The organism is Prevotella pallens (assembly GCF_900454935.1).
Lineage (GTDB): Bacteria > Bacteroidota > Bacteroidia > Bacteroidales > Bacteroidaceae > Prevotella > Prevotella pallens.
Genome location: NZ_UGTP01000004.1, coordinates 131,198 through 150,677, shown reverse-complemented (window position 1 = coordinate 150,677; position 19,480 = coordinate 131,198). Strand labels below are relative to the sequence as shown.

Annotated in this window: 20 protein-coding genes and 4 pseudogenes; 1 reads left to right on the top strand and 23 read right to left on the bottom strand. The window is 34.9% G+C overall.

Annotated elements, in window-relative coordinates:
• Positions 1-590: 590 nt before the first annotated feature.
• From DX009_RS12065 to DX009_RS13205, 23 genes and pseudogenes are all read right to left on the bottom strand, one after another.
• Entirely contained in the window at positions 591-1,067 is a 477-nt protein-coding gene (locus tag DX009_RS12065; RefSeq protein WP_115084260.1) for a hypothetical protein, read from the bottom strand.
• Positions 1,068-2,177: 1,110 nt separating this feature from the next.
• Positions 2,178-2,663, bottom strand: a complete 486-nt coding sequence (locus tag DX009_RS12055; protein WP_006046514.1) for a ferritin — start codon at positions 2,661-2,663, stop codon at positions 2,178-2,180.
• A 156-nt stretch (positions 2,664-2,819) separates the two neighbouring features.
• Positions 2,820-3,421: pseudogene (locus DX009_RS13790) on the bottom strand (IS30 family transposase).
• Positions 3,422-3,574: 153 nt separating this feature from the next.
• Positions 3,575-3,844: pseudogene (locus tag DX009_RS12045) on the bottom strand (transposase family protein); the annotation flags it as partial.
• 279 nt (positions 3,845-4,123) lie between these two features.
• A complete protein-coding gene (locus DX009_RS12040; protein WP_115084258.1) occupies positions 4,124-5,746 on the bottom strand; it encodes a malolactic enzyme in 1,623 nt (540 codons plus the stop codon).
• Positions 5,747-6,078: 332 nt separating this feature from the next.
• Positions 6,079-6,399 (bottom strand): transposase, encoded by a 321-nt coding sequence (locus DX009_RS12035; RefSeq protein WP_262510434.1) that lies wholly within the window; start codon positions 6,397-6,399, stop codon positions 6,079-6,081.
• A gap of 232 nt (positions 6,400-6,631) precedes the next feature.
• Positions 6,632-6,889: a hypothetical protein gene (locus tag DX009_RS12030; protein ID WP_115084257.1), complete on the bottom strand. Its 258-nt coding sequence runs from the start codon at positions 6,887-6,889 to the stop codon at positions 6,632-6,634.
• Between the two features lie 131 nt (positions 6,890-7,020).
• Positions 7,021-7,527: a hypothetical protein gene (locus tag DX009_RS12025; RefSeq protein ID WP_245944651.1), complete on the bottom strand. Its 507-nt coding sequence runs from the start codon at positions 7,525-7,527 to the stop codon at positions 7,021-7,023.
• 54 nt (positions 7,528-7,581) lie between these two features.
• Positions 7,582-7,782 (bottom strand): hypothetical protein, encoded by a 201-nt coding sequence (locus tag DX009_RS12020; protein ID WP_245944650.1) that lies wholly within the window; start codon positions 7,780-7,782, stop codon positions 7,582-7,584.
• Positions 7,783-7,926: 144 nt separating this feature from the next.
• The gene (locus DX009_RS12015; RefSeq protein ID WP_115084255.1) at positions 7,927-8,364 is read right to left on the bottom strand and encodes a hypothetical protein; all 438 of its coding nucleotides are present in this window, start codon (positions 8,362-8,364) and stop codon (positions 7,927-7,929) included.
• Between the two features lie 63 nt (positions 8,365-8,427).
• Complete coding sequence (locus DX009_RS12010; RefSeq protein ID WP_115082696.1) at positions 8,428-9,735, bottom strand: IS5 family transposase; 1,308 nt, start codon at positions 9,733-9,735, stop codon at positions 8,428-8,430.
• A 206-nt stretch (positions 9,736-9,941) separates the two neighbouring features.
• Positions 9,942-10,184, bottom strand: a pseudogene (locus DX009_RS12005) (peptidoglycan DD-metalloendopeptidase family protein); the annotation flags it as partial.
• 287 nt (positions 10,185-10,471) lie between these two features.
• Positions 10,472-10,918, bottom strand: coding sequence for a hypothetical protein (locus tag DX009_RS12000; protein ID WP_115084254.1), 447 nt, complete (start codon positions 10,916-10,918; stop codon positions 10,472-10,474).
• On the bottom strand, positions 10,896-11,048 hold the full coding sequence (locus DX009_RS13435) for a hypothetical protein (protein ID WP_181792369.1): 153 nt from the start codon (positions 11,046-11,048) through the stop codon (positions 10,896-10,898). Before DX009_RS13435 ends, DX009_RS12000 begins: the two co-directional genes overlap by 23 nt.
• 302 nt (positions 11,049-11,350) lie before the next feature.
• Positions 11,351-11,848 carry a hypothetical protein gene (locus tag DX009_RS11995; RefSeq protein ID WP_245944649.1) on the bottom strand — a complete coding sequence of 166 codons (498 nt, stop codon included), beginning with the start codon at positions 11,846-11,848 and terminating at the stop codon, positions 11,351-11,353.
• A pseudogene (locus DX009_RS13615) lies at positions 11,823-12,517 on the bottom strand (RHS repeat-associated core domain-containing protein); the annotation flags it as partial. The gene DX009_RS11995 and the pseudogene DX009_RS13615, both read right to left, overlap by 26 nt.
• Before the next feature lie 328 nt (positions 12,518-12,845).
• The gene (locus DX009_RS13430; protein ID WP_025817870.1) at positions 12,846-13,055 is read right to left on the bottom strand and encodes a hypothetical protein; all 210 of its coding nucleotides are present in this window, start codon (positions 13,053-13,055) and stop codon (positions 12,846-12,848) included.
• Between the two features lie 66 nt (positions 13,056-13,121).
• Entirely contained in the window at positions 13,122-13,697 is a 576-nt protein-coding gene (locus tag DX009_RS11980) for a tetratricopeptide repeat protein (protein WP_115084250.1), read from the bottom strand.
• Between the two features lie 820 nt (positions 13,698-14,517).
• Complete coding sequence (locus DX009_RS11970; RefSeq protein WP_115084249.1) at positions 14,518-14,997, bottom strand: hypothetical protein; 480 nt, start codon at positions 14,995-14,997, stop codon at positions 14,518-14,520.
• Positions 14,997-15,689: a hypothetical protein gene (locus tag DX009_RS13610; protein ID WP_245944648.1), complete on the bottom strand. Its 693-nt coding sequence runs from the start codon at positions 15,687-15,689 to the stop codon at positions 14,997-14,999. The genes DX009_RS11970 and DX009_RS13610 overlap by 1 nt, the downstream gene beginning before the upstream one ends.
• 75 nt (positions 15,690-15,764) lie before the next feature.
• Complete coding sequence (locus tag DX009_RS11960) at positions 15,765-15,959, bottom strand: ASCH domain-containing protein (RefSeq protein WP_115084248.1); 195 nt, start codon at positions 15,957-15,959, stop codon at positions 15,765-15,767.
• 40 nt (positions 15,960-15,999) lie between these two features.
• On the bottom strand, positions 16,000-17,409 hold the full coding sequence (locus DX009_RS11955) for a DUF2130 domain-containing protein (protein ID WP_115084247.1): 1,410 nt from the start codon (positions 17,407-17,409) through the stop codon (positions 16,000-16,002).
• 211 nt (positions 17,410-17,620) lie between these two features.
• Positions 17,621-17,815, bottom strand: coding sequence for a hypothetical protein (locus tag DX009_RS13205; RefSeq protein ID WP_147278693.1), 195 nt, complete (start codon positions 17,813-17,815; stop codon positions 17,621-17,623).
• 325 nt (positions 17,816-18,140) lie between these two features.
• Here DX009_RS13205 and DX009_RS11950 point away from each other — a divergent pair, with 325 nt between their 5' ends.
• A complete protein-coding gene (locus DX009_RS11950; RefSeq protein ID WP_115084246.1) occupies positions 18,141-19,358 on the top strand; it encodes an SH3 domain-containing protein in 1,218 nt (405 codons plus the stop codon).
• Positions 19,359-19,480: the final 122 nt, after the last annotated feature.

The following is a 19,480-nucleotide window of genomic DNA, read 5'->3' as shown; positions in this document are numbered from 1 at the left end:
AATACTGTCTATGTTCTTTTCAGTCTGATAAGATATCCGCAATAAAAACGGTAAAGAGAGAAAATCCGTAAAATAAAAGTGGGATGGATTGTATCGTGTGTGCGAAAATTGATTAATGCAAAGCCTTTTCGTAGAGTCCTGCATATCTCCCTTGACTGCCGAAAGTGGCGTTCGTTATGTCAAGGGGGCTGAAATTGGTAAAATCAACGTTGTCTTCATAAGCATGAACGTTTAAGTTGTTTTTCCTAAGCGCAAATATAGGTTATTCTTCTTTAATTTGCAAGGAATTGCACAGAAAAATTTTATTTTAAACACACAAAAGGATAATGAAGACAATAAAAAGGAAGTATTAGACAGCAAATTCACGATGAGATGGGCTTTGGGCATAAAACGGCAATTCAAGTGCGGAAAAATGAAACGGACTGATAAAAAAGTGTGGCTTTCTCTTGTTTTCATCGAAAATAAAGACTACCTTTGCAATGTTAGGTAAGTGGTCTTTGAGGCATTGCAGAATAAAGAGAGGAAAAGAAACACGCTCGTTTCCAAATCGTTCACCTTTTATTATTCTATATTATGTTTTCCTTTTGTAATCAGCCGATTACATTCGCTCCTATTACTTTTATGCGGAAGTCATTGTTTATCAACTGATCTGCATCATTTTGATTTGGCTTCTGAGGTGGATATTGCATAATACCCTCTTTTCCTCCAATACCTTTTGGATGGGTAAATCCAAAAGTATGGAAAATCTCATGTACTCTATTCATCTTAGTATCCTGAGTTGTATTCATCATTATATCATTGTTACCTACTGTGATACCACCAACAGTTGACGTGGTCGTAGTTCCATCCCCATTATCAATTTCTTTAGTAGCAAATTGTGAATATATATTACTGTTTCCTTTGGAAAAACGATTTCCAACAGAATAGCCACCAATTTTTTCTTTCTGTGCCTTTTGCTCGCTTTCTTCTATAGTTCCTCCCCTTCTAAATTCTAAATCAAATTTTATAGAATAGCCAGCATATTTACCTTCCGAAACTTTTAAATTTAATCCATTAAGGTAGCCCATAGTAGGATAATTCTTTATCTTTATTATTATCAGTCATTTAACAGTATTATATCCTATTTATCAACCAACTATTCAACTTTACATTCTGGATATACAAATAAAACATATGTATTTATTGGTGAATATCTTCTGATATATTGAGGAGCATCAATTGATGTATGTTTCTTATTAAAAACAGACACATTCAATGCTACCAAAACAAAAAATATGGGTTTTTCTCTAAAAGAGTAAATATCATAGTGTTTTCGTTCTTTCTCCAATATATAATTGCAAAATCCTCCTATATAACAATTTGGTATTCTTTTATGTAAAGAAAATTGCAAATCGTAGTATATGTTATCACCTAATACATAGTGGGACGTATTTTCTATAAAGTAATTTATATTCTTCATAGGGATAGAATCTATTGAGCTATCCACAACATATCGTATATTTTTATATTCAATAATAATAGGATTATTAATATGAATTGTATCTAAAATAAATGCACTTCTCGTAGAAGTAGGAAGATTATATTCCACATTCCTATAGTTGGATATACACGAATTAAATATGATAGCACATAGAAGTGCCATTATATTTAATAATAAATAATTAATTAAACGCATAGCTATAATTCTTTAGATTTAATCTTACCTCGTTGCAAATCTTTTATGCTGAATGGAGCACAGAGTCAACCATCAAGTGCAAAATTACAAAACGTGTTTAAAGAACTCGCACTTTGGAGTAGAAAAGTTTAATTTTTCTCTTGGCGCAGAGTCAACCAGCAAGTGCAAAATTACAAAAGGTGTTTAAAGAACTCACATTTGGTGTTTGAAAATTTAGTTTTTGTCTCGATCTTCTGTTTATTTTTTTTGTTTCATTGTAATATTTTTGTTTGTTTTGCGTTCTAAAAGCGCCTGTTTTGCGCTGCAATATAGGCACTTTTACCGAGCAAAACAGGTACTTTTGCAATGCAAAACAAGGGGTATTGCAAAGTGTTGTAGCTCAAACGATTACAGCGTTGAGGCTATACTGCGAAATATTTACATTTTTCTGATGCACAAAAAGGGGGAGAATAGGCGCGCTACCTATCTCCCCCAATGTTAACTAAATAACTATGAAAAATATTTATTCACGCTCTCCAACCTTGCGGTCGATGTGTGCAAGCGTGTGTAAAGGCATTTGCTTGAAGAGCAAGAGAATATCTTTCACGTTCTTCTCTTCCTCAACTTGTTCGTCAATATACTTTGCAACGAAGTTCTGCGAAGCACGATCTTTCTCTGCATCAGCCACATCTGCCAACTCGTTGATAAGTTCTGTAACGTGTTGTTCGTGCTTAAGTACAGCTTCGAACACCTCTTTAGCGTCCGTCCAGTCGTTCTTTACTGCAGGAATAGCGCTCATTGTAGGAACTCCACCACGTGCTATTAAGTAGTCAGCCATATCAAGTGCATGTCCTCTTTCCTCGTCAGCTTGCTTGAAAAGCCAGCTTGCGAAACCGTTCCAGCCCTCTTTCTTGAACCAAAAAGCCATACCGAGGTAAATGTTTGCTGACCATAATTCTGCTTCAATCTGCTTGTTAAAAGCAGCTTCCATTGTCTTGTTTATATCCATAATTACAATTCTTTTATATTATTCTAATATTATTATTGTTCTATTTTAACTTGCAAAATTAGTCATTTTTTCTGAATTTTCCAAACAATATCCATACTTTTTATAAACTTTTCAATATGCATTAGAAGTTCGCAGAGTCAACCAGCAAGTGCAAAATTACAAAAGGTGTTTAAAGAACTCGCACTTAGGAGTAGAAAAGTTTAATTTTTCTCTTGGTCTTTCGTTCAATTTCTTTTGTATGGACATAATTCTCTTGTCCGTATAGTTATCAAACGAATCCTTTTTAGGTATATACTGCCTGATTAATTTGTTTGTATTCTCAACAGCTCCATTTTGCCATGAACAATATGGGTCAGCGAAGTACACTGGCACGCCTAAGTATTTGGTGATGTCCCTGTTGTGTCATTGTGGATGATGTTATAGATGGATTGGTGGGATACCTCTATGCCCTCATTCATGCGCAGATACCCTGATATTCGTCTTGGAGACCACTGGTCGGTGGTAATATATTCTTTAATTCTCCAAACTAATTCGTCGGAGAGTTTGGCATTAGTTACCATGCTCTTTCTGCGCTGCATAGCCATATCATGCGCCTTCGTCCAGATATACTTTCCAGAAGGCGTGCTGTTGCGTTTGATTTCACGTGAGAGTGTTGACTGACTAATACCGACGATGTCGGCAATTTCTTTTCTCGCTGTTTTCTTTTGGAGTAAGGCAAAAATTTGCGACCTTTGCTCCGAGATTAATTGATGATACATTTGCAATACGTTAGTTAATCTTTGGGAGACTTCGGTCTCCTTTTTTTTATTTGTATTGCTGGTTGTTTCTTTTCCCTCTCCGAGAGAGGCAGACAACCTCTCGCTACGCGTCGAGAACGTCTGTATCTCTCGGAGAGGGACACTCTTTTATTGCATTTCGTTTTGGAACTTGCAGACGCAGTCATGACATTGAATACGATGTACACGCATGTCCAGATAGGTCTTGCTCAGACCAATTGGAACACTTACAAAGCGACGAATATGGCTGCCGTTACGATTGATATTATGACTTCCACATACAGGACAACAAAGTTTTTCCTTTGGAGTTTGGATTTCTAAAACTAAGTTATTATCTTCGTAGCGCAGATTCTGACACTCTTGTTGGAAGACGCCTAAGGCGTTTTGCATTATGCTGGTATTTATATTCTTGAAGTTTGGTCACTACAAAGATACATATAATACCAGCTTTTTTATATAACTTATGAGATATATCTATCCATTTAACGGAAGAACCATAATTTATAGCATAATATACTATGAATCAGAGGAATATTAGGTTTATAAGGGACGACTAATTAGGGGGGCTTGAATTTCAAAAAATTCGGAATTACCTAAAAAAGGCAATTCCGAAAGGATTTCTATTCAATTTAAGTTTTACCGGACAGCAATATTTAGCAATATAATATCACTTGTATATCCCGACTATTCATAACTAGGATACCATTTTATACGCTCAACAGCAGCACGTGCATCAGTAATATTCTCTCTTGTATTTTGATGATCAATAGCATATTGTGCTACCACCTCAGCAAGATGTTGTGAAAAAGAAGTTATTTTGTTCACAGGAGGGAGTACCGCTGCACCAGGTTGTGATGCATTCACAATTCCGCCTAATGCATGCGCTGCAGCTGATAATAGTGATTGATCTACTAATTTTGCAGTAGAAGCTATCACACCTAGTCCTAATCCAGGATACATTAGAGCGTTATTTGCCTGTCCGATAGTGTAAGTTACTCCTTTATAATTGACAGGTGAGCTTGGTATACCAGTAGCGACGAGCGCACGTCCGTCGGTCCATTCTATCAAATTAGAAGCCTTTGCTTCTGCAAGTTCTGTTGGATTTGATAGTGGGAAGATAATAGGACGTTCTGTATGTGCAGCCATTTCCTTCACAATTTCTTCTGTAAATGCTCCTGGACATGTAGAAGTTCCTATTAATATGGTAGGCCGAATAGCACGAACTGCTGCGAGTAAAGTAGGTTGAGGTACCTGTAAATCACTTGTCGAGCGTGCAAAGAACTGCTGTCCTTCTGTCAAATCAGTCATGTCATCAGTGAGTAATCCCTGCTTATCTACTAAATAAATATGTTGCTTTGCCTCATCAGAAGATAGTCCTTGTTGCATGAACTCTTCGTAAATCTGATGTGCAATACCTGCGCCTGCTGTTCCTGCACCAAACACCATCACACATTGGTTAGTAAATTTCTGTTTTGAGATATTCAGTGCGCCGAGAATACCCGCCAAAGCAACTATACCTGTTCCCTGTATATCATCATTGAATGTTGTAATCTTATTTTGGTAGCGTTCGAGAATGGCAGCTGCATTAGGGCGACCAAAGTCTTCCCAATGAAGGTATAAGTTCGGAAAGAGACGTTCTGCTGTTTCAACAAACTTGTCTACAAATTCATGATATTTTTTACCACGGACGCGTTCATGACGATTGCCTAAATAAAGAGGATTGTCGAGCAACTGTTTATTATCAGTTCCCACATCAAGTACTAATGGCAATACCTCATTAGGGTTAATACCAGCCGCTGCAGTATAAACCATTAGTTTTCCAATGGCAATAGCAACACCATTTACACCCCAGTCTCCTATACCTAATATGGCCTCGGCATCAGTAACCACAATGAGTTTTATATCTCTTCCTTCTGAAGCATTGCGCAATGATTTCTCAATATCTTCAGGATGGTCAATTGAGAGGAATCCTGCATCCTGTGGCTTCATGAATAATTCGTCGTATTGTCGAATAGCATCTGCAACAACCGGATCATAAACAATCGGCATGAACTCCTCGATGTGTTGCGCCATAAGTGCATAAAACAGAGTGCGGTTGGTATTGAAGAGTGTCATCAAATATACACGTTTCTCTAGATTATTTACCTTTTTCTGATATTCCAGATATGTTCTTTCTATCTGTTCCTCAAGTGTCTGCACAACCGGAGGGAGTAATCCTACGAGATTTAATTTCTCACGCTCAGCCATACTAAAGGCTGTTCCTTTGTTAACGAAAGGGTTGTTCAAGATTTCATTAAATATACCCATACTTTCTTAATTTTTAATAGTAGAGAAAAGTTACCCCTCCTACTTATTATAATCTATATATAATTTTAATTGACAATCTTATTTGATATCAAATTTGTCTAATTTTTCAGTGTTATGAAGATATCTTTTAATAACTCCATTAATAATATTATAATCTTGATATATAATCTAAAACTCTAGCTTAATTTATACTATGATGCAACTTATTTTCTCTAAAGATAAGGCAAAGATATATATATTTTTTAGGAAAGCAATCAACATGATATTTTATTTCCCTAAGAAAGAAAAAAAAGTGTTTATTGTGTATAGTTTCTGTTTTCTTATACGTTATTTTATTTTCTTTCATGAATAGAATTTAGTTTTGGGGGAGTGTTTATATATGGAATAGTGAGAGAAAATGTAGATTTTGTTACACATTGAAAAACCACCATTTCATCTGACACATTGCGCAAATGTTTTAAGATTAAAAGACCACACATCAGGCGAATAGGATGAGCAGGACGACCGGTAGTGCTGCAATGCAAAGGAGAAAAAGCATTTTCAAAACATTCCCAATTAATCTTATTACTAAGTTGGAAAAGGAGATGTTCATGGCTAAGCATGTCCTCTAAAGAAGAGAACATAGAGAGCTGTTTGGATGTACGTTTAAGCATAAATATCTGCAAGAATTATAATGTAAAGGTACAAAAACTTGCAGATATTTGCAAATAATTTAAAGCATAATATACTATGAATCAGATAAATATTAGGCTTTTAAGGGTGGACTATATATATAGTTATAATCTTGTTGCTTAATGTTATACAGTCTGTTATTTATCGCTGCTTTGGCTTGGCGTTTGTTATTCTTTTGGGGACAACTCCTGATTTGGAGCATTACCGAAAAAATTATCTAAACTCTTTGGGGATATGTCTTTGCTGATTCTCCCATGACCACGTTGTGGCGCGTTTACTCGGGTCAAACCATTTGCAACCAGACTTTATCCAACTTTCTCTATACTCCTTAATTGATTTAATTGTGCAATCTTCATTACCAAACTCAACACCACAACAAGGACATATTTCATAGGTTGGAGTTTTTCCGTCATCTCCCCATGGCTCAAAACCTAATCTATACCCACAGATTCTACAATAGAATTTTTCCATAATGAATGTTGATTTTCTGAATACTTAGCACCTTATTCTGACTTGAACATAGTTTTAGAGTCTCCTTGAGAGTCCTTTTTTTAATGAGATATTTTTAGGAGTAATTGCTCCGCCACATTTCTCCAGTGCAACTATTTCTCATGTGCTTTGTAAAAAGATATTTCCTTTATAACTTTTTTCTTAGGTAAATCACGAATGTCATAGATTGTAACCACAATGGTATCGGGTGGAACTTGCCTTTCAAAATAATAATTAAGCGTGTACGGTGCTTCAAATGCAGGAATGTTATCTATTTCCCAAGTTTCTCCATAACCTTTGCTTTGCAAGTTATCACTACCTGATAAGATAATTATAAATTGGTAGCTATCTCTATCAACTATTAACGCTTCACTATTGTAATCTCTGTAATTATACGGATGCTCTACAAATGATCCTTTTATGTGAATACATATACTATCAAATACTATTGCAGTTCTATCCGTTTTATATATAGATACAAGCGCACCTCGCCCTTGAGATTCTGCTGCAGATATACTATTAGCAATTCTTAAAGTCTTTCGTTTATAAAAACAATTACATGAAGACAAAGCATTTATAATTAATATTATCAAAGTAGTCGATAAAATGCTCTTCCTCATAGTATACAAATTGAATAACACTGCCATAACTGATTTTTACATAAATAGAATAATTCAAGTATTAAAATAAGCCTTGTAACCACGGACGTGGTCTACCTGCCCACCGAGGTTATAGCCGTAGGTTACTTTCTCCTCATCGGGGTAAATCATTTCCAATAGGCGATTGTGGCTGTCATATTTCCACTGTGTTACGTAGGTTGCCACAGCCTGGTTGGGTACAATCAGCGTGCGCACGGTCTTCAAGACCTCACCCATCTTGCCGTAGTAGTACTCGATGGCACCACTGCCGTCCTCACGGAGCATCAATCTGCCGATACGGTTCTGGCAGGTATTGCGAGACACTAAGTACAGAATACATTTTTGTTTGAGACGGCTCGTTTTTGTAATCATATAATTGCATTACTTATGAGTTTTATCTCCAGACCTAAAAATAATTCTATTAATTGAACCAGTTTTACTATACCATACATCTATCCAATCCTCATTCATATAAGAAATTATGTCATTATAATCCGAATCATTTGGCAAAATGAAACGCATTTCTTGTCTGATTTTTTCATCTCCACTAATGGATTGATATATATATAGTATATCACCGTTTGAGAATACAACAAAATAAGCAGTTAACTCATCTTCATAAATACCATTTATTTGCGATTTGTTCTTCCAATATGAACAGTGTTTCCATTTATTGTCCAACAAGTTGGCTTTCTCAACAAAAGAGAAACCAATAGAGTCAAATAGTAAAAATGTATTATCATCTAGTTTAAAGATGACATTTAGCCCATAATCAATATCCTCGTTCCTACATAAAATGTCTTTTACTATCATATCCATCTTTTTGCAAGATGCCCCTCTTGATACATAAAAAGGGGCATCTTAATTTTAATTAGTCATCCCTTAAAAACTATATTTCAGCATAAAGCCTGTACTGACAAGCTCTATGCTGATTCTTTTTATAAGGTACAAAAGAACTCTCATAGCTCTTTTGAAGTTATATGCTGCCGCAGCTAATAATACATTGATAGCATCTCCTTTCACACCTTTATAAAAGTTGCGAGATAATCGGTGGTCTGCTTTAAGATGTCCTATTGTTGGTTCTATACCTGCTCGTTTACAAAATAGTTTGTGTTTCTTTTTCTTTTGGTAGTAGCTGTCTTTAGCTTTAGGAACGTCTGGAATGAGTATCTTTGTCTTCCCAATCTGCTTTATACCTCTATACCCTCTATCTCCTGCTAACTTATCAACCTGCTTTCCTGTCATCCTTTGGGTTTGTTCCAATGTCTTTTCAATAGTATGTCCATCATATTCATTCCTAAAAGAACATGCACCAAGAATAAGTCCTGACCATGAGCGAAGAATAGATACTTTATTGCCAAACTCATATTGCTTATGCTCCTTACCTTTGCTGATACAAACTACATCTGGTTCGTGCAGAGAATATACTTTGTTCTTTGACTTCCTATTCTGAGAAAGAACTTTGTAATATAGCTCAAACATATTCTCATACCCTTTCTTTCCCCCAAGATTACGCTCTAGCTCTCTTACCAATCTTCCTGCTATGGTTCTTAGTTGTCTATCTGCCTTAAGAGCTTTCTTACGATTCTTGGGATGATTACGAAAACGTTGGGAACGGTAAATGCCTTTCAACGTACGCGTATAACTCTGTCGTAGAGGAAGACTCTTGTCATGAACTATCTTCAGAACGTTTTTGATTATCTTTTTATGCAACTTCGCATCTGTAGGATAGGTTATATTCTTCTCCTGTACAGTAGAATCAATGAAAGCAGTATCAAAATGATCTTCGTCATCATGGTCGGTATTAACGCGGATACTTTCTGCTAATATTAACTCCATACCTTCCTCGCCTATACGATTTCTGAAGTGAACTAACTCGGAAGCGTCACAGGGTTGTTTTGGCATAAATTCAAGTCCACCACAGAAATATTGGTAGTAAGCATTCTCGCTCCATTGAAAAACAACCATTTCATCCGACACATTACGCAAATGTTTTAAAATTAAAAGACCACACATCAGGCGAATTGGATGAGCCGGGCGACCGTTAGTGCTGCAATACAAAGGAGAAAAAGCATTTTCAAAACTCTCCCAATTAATCTTATTACTAAGTTGGAAAAGGGGATGTTGATGACTAAGCATATCCTCTAAGGAAGAGAACATAGAGAGCTGTTTGGATGTACGTTTAAGCATAAATATCTGCAAGAATTATAGTGTAAAGGTACAAAAACTTGCAGATATTTGCAAATAATTTATAGCATAATATACTATGAATCAGAGGATTTTTAGGTTTATAAGGGTAGACTAATTATCTGTGCCCCAAAGGAATTCCTTTTTAGGTAATTCTATCATACACTGTTTCAGAAACAGTTCTTCCTGTGAAATATCCAGCAACACCTCCTATAGTTACCGTTTGCAGCCCTTGTGCGTGCCATAGCACGAGCCTGTGCCGCCTCCGGTGTGCCGTCGTTGCAGCAGAATCCCTGACCATTTACGTAGTCGTTATTGTCCTTACCGTTATAAGGTAGGTCAAACGCCTTGTAGTTGTCTTTAATGGATTGTAACTGCTGATTGTACTTGTCCTTGTAGTTGATAGTCAAGCCATCAGCTTCATTGCCTGCATACGGTATTCGCCTTGGGTCTGTCTCTTATGTTCACCAATATATGCTGCTTTTTTGATTTTACTTCAAATTCAATCATAATATCTAATTAATTGTGGTTATCAATTATTTAACGTCGTTCTTTTCTGTTTATTGCTCACGGCTTTTAATACCCATATAAGGGTAATGATGAACACCCTTATAAGGGTATTGCCCGTTACCCTTATATGGGTGTTGGAGCATACCCTTGTATGGGTAAGTTCAAATCGATTATATATAGGCTAACCAACGAAACTATCTTTCGTTTCAAATTTATAATTGTCAAAATATTACTGATATACCACATTAGCACATTTTACTATTTTTGAAATATGATAATCAGAATCATAACTATATGAAATCAAGAAAAAGAGACATCCGGTATTACTTACTAAATAATTAGAAGTCGTAAATTGCCCATTCCCTTCTTTCTTTATTATTGTTTTATAGTCTATTCCACCACTTGTTGCATTTAATATAGTATCTCTAACTACCGAAAAAAATAATATGGAATCAGACGAGCTAAAGTATTCACCATCTTTTTTAAAAAAATGGTCCTTCCCTGTCTTTGTTGATGATTCTATTACTATTTCCTTTTTTGAATATGTTATATCGAAAGATTGACGTGTATTAGAGGATAAACTTTCCCTCCTCTCACTACATGAAGATAGTGGTATCAATAAAGATGCCACTATAATCAATAGAAACCACTTGCTATTTACCAAATTCCCTTTCATATTTTCTTTGCTCTTTATCAAATTCTTTCTTTGTGGAAGGATATCTCTTTATTAATTCTCTTTTTACTTGATTATAATTAGAGACACCCACATGTTTTTTATCTTTTTTTGCTAAAGATCTATGATCCATATCTCCATTAGGATCCTTTGTGAATAATTTCTGTACGGCTTCTATTCCATCCTTTTCATAGGCACTACGAACATCATTTACAGAGACTACAAAACATGGTAGATGTGCAATCCATAATCCAAATTCATTTTTTTGATTCAGGATAAATTTAAATCTCTGTATCCGTTTTGCATACAGTTATTTGTTTTTTTATATTCATAGTTTTATCTATTTATAACCAAGGAACATTTTCTTTTTGATAGAAGATTTATAATTACCATATATTATAATGACAACTCCCAATCTAGGGCATTACCAAAACTTTAAATATCGTTATTCAAAGTATTTTGCAACATTCTGAAAGTTTTGCTTTTTTTATCTATTTTGTATAATTTATAGATACTATCATAACTGCTTATAACAATTACTGAATCACTGATGCTTTTTATATTATATTTATCACTTCCTAAAATTAATAGACTATCTTTATATAGCGACCACTTCTCGCTCCATAATTGATCGCGTAGATAATATTTTTGTATTTTATTTCTATCAATATGCTCGTAAATAAACCATTGCCCATCTTTGTTAAAATAATAATAAATAAAATGATTGTCATCTTCATGTTCCTTTGTTTTCCAAAAGCAATAAGAGTCTCCACAAATAATTTCAGCACCACTTTTTTTATGAGATTCACATGATATTATCCCCCAAAAAACAACAATAGAACCTATAAAATAAAAGTAATATATTCTACAGTCCACTAGCTTCTTGCCAGTGGACTGCACTTTATGTTTAAAATTGTATTTCATTTCCACCATTTAAATAAGTTGGAACACTATTTACCCCATTTGCTTTTAAAAGTTCGGATGCTTTTTCTATATACTTATTAAATATGCGATTATTTTCTTTGTATAATTTTTGTAATTCCTCTTGAAGATATCCAGCCGTTCCTTCCTTAAATGAAGCTGTTGTCTTCTTGAACTCTGGTGCTTGCATTTGTCTCATTATAACTTGAATTTCTTCCTCACGAGATTTTCCACGTATTTGTGTGTGGAAATTTTCGTGAGATAGCGTACTACTCATATTATATATTTGTGATAATTCTTTATTGAAATATCCTTTTTTAACCAACACACGAATAGTCTTATCATTGAGAGTATATGCTAAAGTATTTGCGTCTGTACCTTTTGGAGTTGACGCATCTACTCCTATTGCTGTGGCATGTTGGGTTGTTCCTGTTTTTTTGCATAATAGTACACTATTCTCATCATTTTTCTAAGTCCCCCACTTTTGTAATTACCAAAGTTATAGTCAGATAATATGACGTTTCCATTTCTAGTTTGAATATAGATATAAGGATCTTTACCATTTACATAGTCGTTATTGTCCTTACCGTTATAAGGTTGGTCAAACGCTTTGTAGTTGTCCTTGTAATTGATAGTCAAGCCATCAGCTTCATTGCCTGCATAAGGTATTCGTCTTGGGTCTGTCTCTTATGTTCACCGATATATGCTGCTTTTTTGATTTTACTTAAAATTCAATCATAATTTTTTATTTATTATGGTTATCAATTATTTAACGTCGTTCTTTCCTGTTTATTGCTTGCGGCTTTTGATACTCATATAAGGGTAATGATGAACACCCTTATAAGGGTATTACCCATTACCCTTATATGGGTGTTGGAGCATACCCTTGTATGGGTAAGTTCAAACAATCTATATATGGTTTACCATTGCCTTATTGTCTTAATGTTATACATTCTTTTATTTATTGCTGTGATGGCTTGGCGTTTGTGTGCTACGTTTGTTGTCCTTTTTATTTTGACAGTTCCTGATTTGGAGTATTACGCCCTTTCCCTCCACCGCTTATTACTTGACTATCCAATAAACCTTTACATATATAACCTACAACATACTCTATAGGTGTCTGTAGTTCAATATCATTATTATTTATTAAATCATTAATTAAATCATTCACGACAGTCCAAGTTTTATCCTGTTCGTATTTTATATATGGATGCTGCATAATTTATTTTTTGTTTTTATTTTTGGGACTATTTGGTCATATTTTGAAAATTAATGCTTCTAACATTTATTTCACAACTTTGTTATTTAACTCATTTATAATATATTGTTCCTTTCGTGTAACTTGTTTCTTGGTAAAATCACTATATACACCCCTTCGTCTCTGTGCAAGGTGTTTTACAATAAGTTTATATGCTTCTTTTAATTTTCCAAGATTTAATTGACAAATAGCCTTTAGATATAAAGAGTCGTTTTTAATAGACATTGCCCATTTCATACCTTCTCCATGAACTCCATATGCAATAGTATTTATCTTTCTTTTGAGTATTCTATTTAATTGTACAATGGCTTCTGAAAATTTTTCATTTGAATACAAAGCAACTGCATAATTGTATACTACAAGCACATCATTGGGTTCTAACTGCATAGCTTCCATGGAAGCCTGTTCACTTTCTTTATACATACCAAGCATATGATAGGTGTTTGATAATTCCGTACATATAAAATATTCAGATGGGTATTTTATTTTCATTTCCATCAAATATGTCTTTAAAACTTGCCACTTTGAGTTACTTTTCAAATTATCTAAGGTGTTTTGAAAGTTCATTCTATCATCCTTTGATAGTGTTATTTTTCTTTCCATTACTTCCCCTTTCTTTTATTGGGATTAGGCTTCTTTTTGTACACCTTGTTTTTATCCCCTCGATTATTATTTCTATGTTATACATTCTGTTCTCTATCGCTATTGTGGCTTGCGTTTTCGTACCACGTTTTTTACTCTTTTGTTTATGTCGTCATATTTACTAAAATGAGACGTCATTTTTACCAGAATTAGACGTCATATCCGTCAGATTGAGACGTCATATTTTAGAGTGTATGACATCATATTTTGAACCTTAATGCTCATTCTTTAAGAATCAGGTAGTTATTAGGATAACTCCCAATTTAGAGCATTGCCGACTAAATCCCATACTCTTTATAAGTATAGTAATAATACTTGCTCTTTCTTAATTTATAAAAAAATACGAAACGTCCTGATGAAACTATTCGGCGTTTTGAAATAGACTCCTGTATTAACTGACATATATTAAAATGTATACATAGTTTTTTGCCATGAGATTCCATTGTGTCTAGTATATATATAGAACGACTTTCTCCTACTCTAAGTTGCGGAAAGTCATTAGAAATTATATTTACTTTTTTTACTTTAATACTCTTGTCATTTAGAATGATATAAAGAGTATCAGAAGTATTTAAATATGAAGCTTGCAACAGAATTTTATGTAGTCTGCATATAGCATCATCATATAAAACTTCTTTATTCAATTTTTGTGCTTCTGCAGATATGCAGAAGCACAAAGATATTATATATATGACATGTTTTAACATTATGGCAATATTATTTAAAAATTGAAATAGGGAATACTGCATTAACTCCCGATTTGGAGTATGACCCCCATTTTTTACCAATTTTCATTAAAAGACAATAGTTCCACAGACCTTCCTGATTGGAAAAAAAGCCAAGAAATAACACCATCTGCCATTGGTGCCCTCTTGCAAAAAGTAAATCGTATTTTATGTTTACATAGCCTTTTTATAATCCAATTTTTTTCATCTCCTCTTAAAATGAACGTATAGTCTAAAATTTTTGTATATCCAAATATTTTATTATCATATCTAACATCATCTTTATCCAGTAAGTCTATGGATATAAGAGTCCCTTTACTTCTGCGCGTTAAAGTCATTACTAACATTTTTTTTGAAGAAGGAATATTTTTCTTTTTCAAATAAGAAATTGTTATATCCAATATATCCTTGCGAAGATTGGAATGGTGTAACTCATAATAGCTCAAACCTATAGATGAAGTATTTCCTATCCCCTGCGCTGTACAGGGGATAAGAAATAAAAAGAAACCTATAATTATAAAAATGAAATGTTTCATTATTTTTTCTTTTTATGTCCAACAACAGAGACTCCTTTTAGATTGTATGTAGGTATTCCAAAACCAAAATCTTCAGGTGAAGAATTTGGACTAAACTTAACATATGTGCCTTTTCCTGGCAGATATATTTTAAAACTCGGATTTTGTGTGCTCTCATCTGTAATCTTTTGAGCATAAGGAATATCACCACTTCCTCCATTAAGTCCAGAAGGATAGGGAGTATTTTCAGGATGGCTATGGACATTACTTCTTAAAGTATAACCATTTTTTAATTGTTTGTAAATGAGAACAGTCCGGATTCTATTTCTCCAAACCCAAACCTGCAACCCATCTTTCTCAAAATCGTATACATGTTGCCGTTGCCCTTTCCCAGATACTAACACATATATATTATCTTCACTATCTGGTTCTTTAGAGAACTCTGTAAGGAAATCTGTATACTTCATCCCTATCAGATTCTTATTATGAAATAGACAATATGAAGAACATATAATTGTATTTATTGAACCATCCGTATCACACCACACATTAATTTCTTCTCTCTTGAAAAAATAAGAAATGTTTGAAAATGTAGCTTCATCATACATTTTCTTTGTATGCTCTTGGCTTAAATACATATTGATATTTGAACCAAGGACGAAATCTCCATATGAAACATTGGGAATCAGTCCTATATGTTGTTTATATTTCATTATGAAATTACCGTTTTTTTGTACTTGCGTTCTACTATGTTCTATACTCTTTAATCGTTTGGGGCTATCAATTATTTAACGTCGTTCGTTCTCTATTTCATTGTTTACGTCAAAGATAATTCTATCAGCGAAATTCTTTGGAACCTTCGTTGATGAGGCATGTATCAAGATTCGACCCTTATAGTTAGGAGCCCACGTTCTATTCTCTATGTCTTTCAGCACACTCACCAATAGCGAAGCCCATGGCTGTCTTACGGATAATGTTTTCATTTTATAAGTATTTAATAGGTAAGAATTCTATATAGTAACTCTATTCCTCTTCGTCTTTGATTTCTACTGCCGCCTGTGTATTCCGAGCCTCATCAAACTTCGCCTTCATCGTTGGGTTATTATAGGTGAGTTTACGAATGGTCAGATCTTCTGTATCCTGAGTAGCAAGACGTAGGTTATTTTCACTACTAACCAACTCTGCGCGCACCTTTTGAAGTTTAGATATAGTAGCATCTATATCCTTAATTGCATCATCAAACTTTCTTGTATAGAGCTCATAATGTCTACTGAATTTTTGCTTAAAGTCTTCCATCTTTGTTTCAAAGTTCGTTACATCAACCTCCTTACTCTGTGCTAAGATGAGTTGCTTCTTATATTCTAATGAGTTCTTCGATGCCTGCACCAACAGTGTGATGAAAGTTACAAAGAATTGTGGACGAATAACATACATCTTCGGGTAGACATGACTCTTATTTACGATACCACTATTATATAGCTCACTGTCTGCCTCCAACAAACTTACCAACACGGCATACTCACATCCCTTCTTCTTTCTATCCTCATCTAACTTCTTCAAGAAGTCGTCGTTCTTATGTTTGGTGGCAGTAGTATCCATCTCGTTCTTCATTTCAAACATAATAGATAGGTATTCTGTCCCTTCCTCACTATCTCGGAAGATGAAGTCGCCCTTCGTACCATCACTCGCATCATTGTCTTTTTCAAAATAAGCATTAGGCATCAATGGACGCAGATAACGCTCAAACTCAATACTACAATGCTGCTCTAACGTCTCACCAACCATCTTTGTAGACATCTTCGACTTTAGTTCTTTGTAGTAGTCTATCTGCTCTTGCTTCATACGCAATTCTCTCTCATGTTGCTTCTGCAAGTCTGCTTCATGTAGCTGAGCCTTACTCCTCTCCTGCTCTATTTCGTTCTGCAGCATCACAATCTTGTTTTCTTTCTCTTGTGCTGCCTGCTGCGCCTTGTTACGCTCATCCATCACAGCCAACTGCAGTTTGTCTCCACTCTGGCTAATCTCCGATTTCAACTCACTAATAGTCTTTTCCTTCTCGGCAAGTGCAATCTTCATTTCACTTGTCTTCTGCGATTCTATTCCTTCTAACCTTGCTTTGAGTTTCGTTATCTCCTCACTCATCTCCGATTTCTGTCGAGACAGCTCACTCTCTTTCTCACCTTTCAGTCGTTCTATCTCAGCCACCTTCTGACCTAATTCCTTCTCTTTTTCCGACAACTTATTTTGGAATGTCTGCTCGGTCTTCGTCGTAACCAACGCCAATTCTGCCTTGTTACGCTCGTCCATCTCTGTCATTCTTCTCTGCACCTCAGCTTCAATTTCCTTCGTCTTAACTTGGTTCAATATAGAAGCATAGTCAGCCTCATCTACCTTGAAGATATTTCCACACTTAGGGCATTTTAGTTCTTTCATAATTCTATTCTTTAAAGTTATTATTTATGTTATGTGTGCAAAGGTAATACACATGAGTGCAGCCTTTCTGCATAGATACTTTTTTCTTTTTTATTTGTGAGATTAGCGTGCTATATTCTACTTACAACTACACCATTCTATATTACAATTCTATTTTATTTTGTTTGCTGTCATTTTAACATTTCCCACCAAAGTACTATGCATTAACGCTTTAGCTGGTAGAGAAGAGTGACAGAAGTGACAGGAAAACTAATTTCCATAGACACCTAAAGGCATGGACAGCATCTGCCAACATGGCGTCTCTTCCATCTTGTCCTTCTACCTCATCATCATTTATCAGATAGTATAGTTTCTTTAAGTAAGATTCATACTTCTGAACCAACGAGTTAAAGAGAGAATACCTCATAACTGCATTTGGGCGAGGGTCAGTAATTCAGATTATGTTAGCACTACAAAGTTAAGAATATTATATTACTTTTTATCTTATTGGGATAATTATTTGCAAACATCAGTTCAAAAACATCATATTCTTGAGTTGATAAACCAACCGTAGTACTTAAGATTCTTCGTGAAAACAAATTCTACCAAGCATTTACGCTTATAGCACTTGCTTGTTGCATTCACGTTATGCTATTTTTGCAGTGCCGACATAAATATTTAGCTAATATTTTTGTTGAACGGACTTTAATATTTATTTTTGCGTTAGAATAGAAATTAAAGTGTAATTGTATATGAACAATCAATTTTACTCACTGCTAATGCTTTGTGGTCTTTGTGTTTGCAACAATGCATATAGTTCTACTTGCTGCAATATAGCTACTGTTAGAAAAACAAATAACAAGAAGACTTTCGACCAAGACAAATGGCAAACCGAAACTATTAGAACGTTCCTGAAAGAGAATGGCTATAAAGAACCATCGCAACAGAGTTTCCACGACAAATGTTTATATTTGTTTGGAATAGATTTGCCTGCAAATCCAAAAAATACTGCCAGACCAATTAATTCGATAGATACTGACTATACCATTAACGAATTGGGCAGATATATATACCCTGATGTAGAAAATTTGTTCTACCAACCATGGATTGATAGAGACATAACCAAAGAAGACGCAAGGAAATATCTCTACAACAACGAGTCGGGGGTTGGTAAAAGAATTGCAGCATACAACAAACTGTTGTTTAACAACGACTCTACAGCTCTGCCATACTTTAAAGAAAACTTAGGCGATGCAACTGATGCTGTCTTCTTATTCGACTACGAGGGTAATCCAGACCTTATGGAGATTGCCGTGAAAAATGCACGACTGTCTGGTTATTTCGACGTTCCATCTATCTCTGCTATATTGTTTTATAACAACAAGAAACGAGGCATTAGAAAGCGACTTATAAAACAGATATACGACCAATGTGCCAATAACAGAGACGATTTTAAAGACTTTGAACGAATTGTTACTACGTTTTCGTGGACGTTTGATGTATTGGAATACGATGTGAACGTGAAAGACCAATGTTTGGTTTACTTAGTTACGCTTATGATGGACTACGACAACAACAACCGAGCTGCTATTATTGAACCTCGTGGCAGCAAGGCTTTCGAATGTCTTGAGTATTTTCTTCGTCAGTTTCCAGATATAGAGAGCCGACTTAAAAAGCACAATTTTTATGATAACAACAAACTGAAAGAACTTGTAGCCACCATTCGTTCTGTACAGCAAACAGAAGCAGCAAACGGACGCAACAATAAGGTTGCAACACACTTTATATACGACTCTGATGGCTTTTGCAATATGCGCGAAAAAGGCAGCATATCGGCACGAATAATTGGGCGCATACCTTCTGACACTCCCGTGCGTGTATTAGAAGCAGATGGCGAATGGTGGAAAGTATCTACAAACGATGGCAAAACCGGATATGTGCATAAAAGCAGAATCATAAGAGGAAACTAATTGTGCTATATAGCTTGTATTAGAGCTAAACAAAAATCGGTCGTTACGATTTCTTTCTGTTGTCAGACAAACAAGAAATCATAACGACCGACTTTTGTTTTATGCTATCCGAACTTTATCGG